This window comes from Streptococcus mitis, from assembly GCF_001579035.1.
Classification (GTDB): domain Bacteria; phylum Bacillota; class Bacilli; order Lactobacillales; family Streptococcaceae; genus Streptococcus; species Streptococcus mitis_J.
In genome coordinates, this window is the sequence record NZ_KQ970301.1 from 1 (window position 1) to 1,341 (window position 1,341).

Below are 1,341 nucleotides of genomic sequence, written 5' to 3' on the forward strand. Positions count from 1 at the left end.
CAATCACTTCTGGATATGGAAGATCATATTAAACAATCCTATCCAAAAGCCTTCGAGATTGGTTCCAAGATCTATGATGTGATTACGCAACATACGGGTCTTGATTTGTATAAAAGTGAACGAGTCTATCTAGTTCTACATATCCAACGTTTATTGTCATAAAAATTTAATTAAAAATATATAAGGAGAATTCTATCATGAATAGAGAAGAAGTAACATTGTTAGGTTTTGAAATCGTAGCCTATGCTGGCGACGCTCGTTCAAAACTATTGGAAGCCTTGAAATCTGCTGAAGCTGGTGATTTTGCAAAAGCGGACGCTCTGGTAGAGGAAGCTGGTAGCTGTATTGCAGAGGCTCACCACGCGCAAACAAGTCTATTGACCAAGGAAGCAGCTGGTGAAGATTTAGCTTATAGTGTAACCATGATGCATGGCCAAGACCACTTGATGACCACCATCTTATTAAAAGATTTGATGCACCACTTAATTGAACTCTACAAGAGAGGAGTTAAATAATGAATAAACTAATTGCATTTATCGAGAAAGGAAAACCTTTCTTTGAGAAACTATCTCGTAATATCTATCTTCGTGCTATTCGTGATGGTTTCATTGCAGGTATGCCTGTTATTCTCTTCTCAAGTATCTTTATCTTGATTGCCTTTGTACCAAACTCATGGGGCTTTAAATGGTCTGATGAAGTTGTAGCCTTTCTGATGAAACCTTATAGCTATTCTATGGGTATTCTGGCTCTCTTGGTAGCTGGTACAACAGCTAAATCTTTGACTGACTCAGTCAATCGAAGCATGGAGAAAACCAATCAAATCAACTATATGTCAACATTGTTGGCAGCAATTGTTGGTTTGTTGATGTTGGCAGCTGATCCTATCGAAAATGGTCTAGCTACTGGATTCTTAGGGACAAAAGGTTTGCTTTCAGCCTTCCTTGCTGCCTTTGTTACTGTGGCCATCTATAAGGTTTGTGTTAAGAACAACGTCACTATTCGTATGCCTGACGAAGTTCCACCAAATATCTCACAAGTCTTTAAAGATGTGATTCCATTCACTCTCTCAGTTATTTCACTTTATGCTCTTGATTTACTAGCTCGTCATTTTGTTGGTGCAAGCGTAGCTGAATCAATCGGTAAATTCTTTGCACCATTATTCTCTGCTGCTGATGGTTATCTAGGTATTACGATTATCTTTGGTGCCTTTGCCTTCTTCTGGTTTGTTGGTATCCATGGTCCATCTATTGTTGAACCTGCTATCGCAGCAATTACCTATGCAAATGCTGAAGTCAACTTGAACCTTCTCCAACAAGGGATGCATGCTGACAAGATTCTTAC

3 protein-coding genes are annotated in these 1,341 nt (G+C 38.9%); all 3 read left to right on the forward strand.

Annotated features, from left to right (window positions below):
• The coding region (locus SMIDD26_RS10760; RefSeq protein WP_134990307.1) for a PRD domain-containing protein at nt 1-162 on the forward strand (162 nt) is incomplete at its 5' end.
• A gap of 35 nt (nt 163-197) precedes the next feature.
• On the forward strand, nt 198-515 hold the full coding sequence (locus tag SMIDD26_RS10765; protein ID WP_061440101.1) for a PTS lactose/cellobiose transporter subunit IIA: 318 nt from the start codon (nt 198-200) through the stop codon (nt 513-515).
• A partial coding sequence (locus SMIDD26_RS10770; protein WP_167747529.1) for a PTS transporter subunit EIIC occupies nt 515-1,341 on the forward strand: 827 nt, incomplete at its 3' end. The genes SMIDD26_RS10765 and SMIDD26_RS10770, both read left to right, overlap by 1 nt.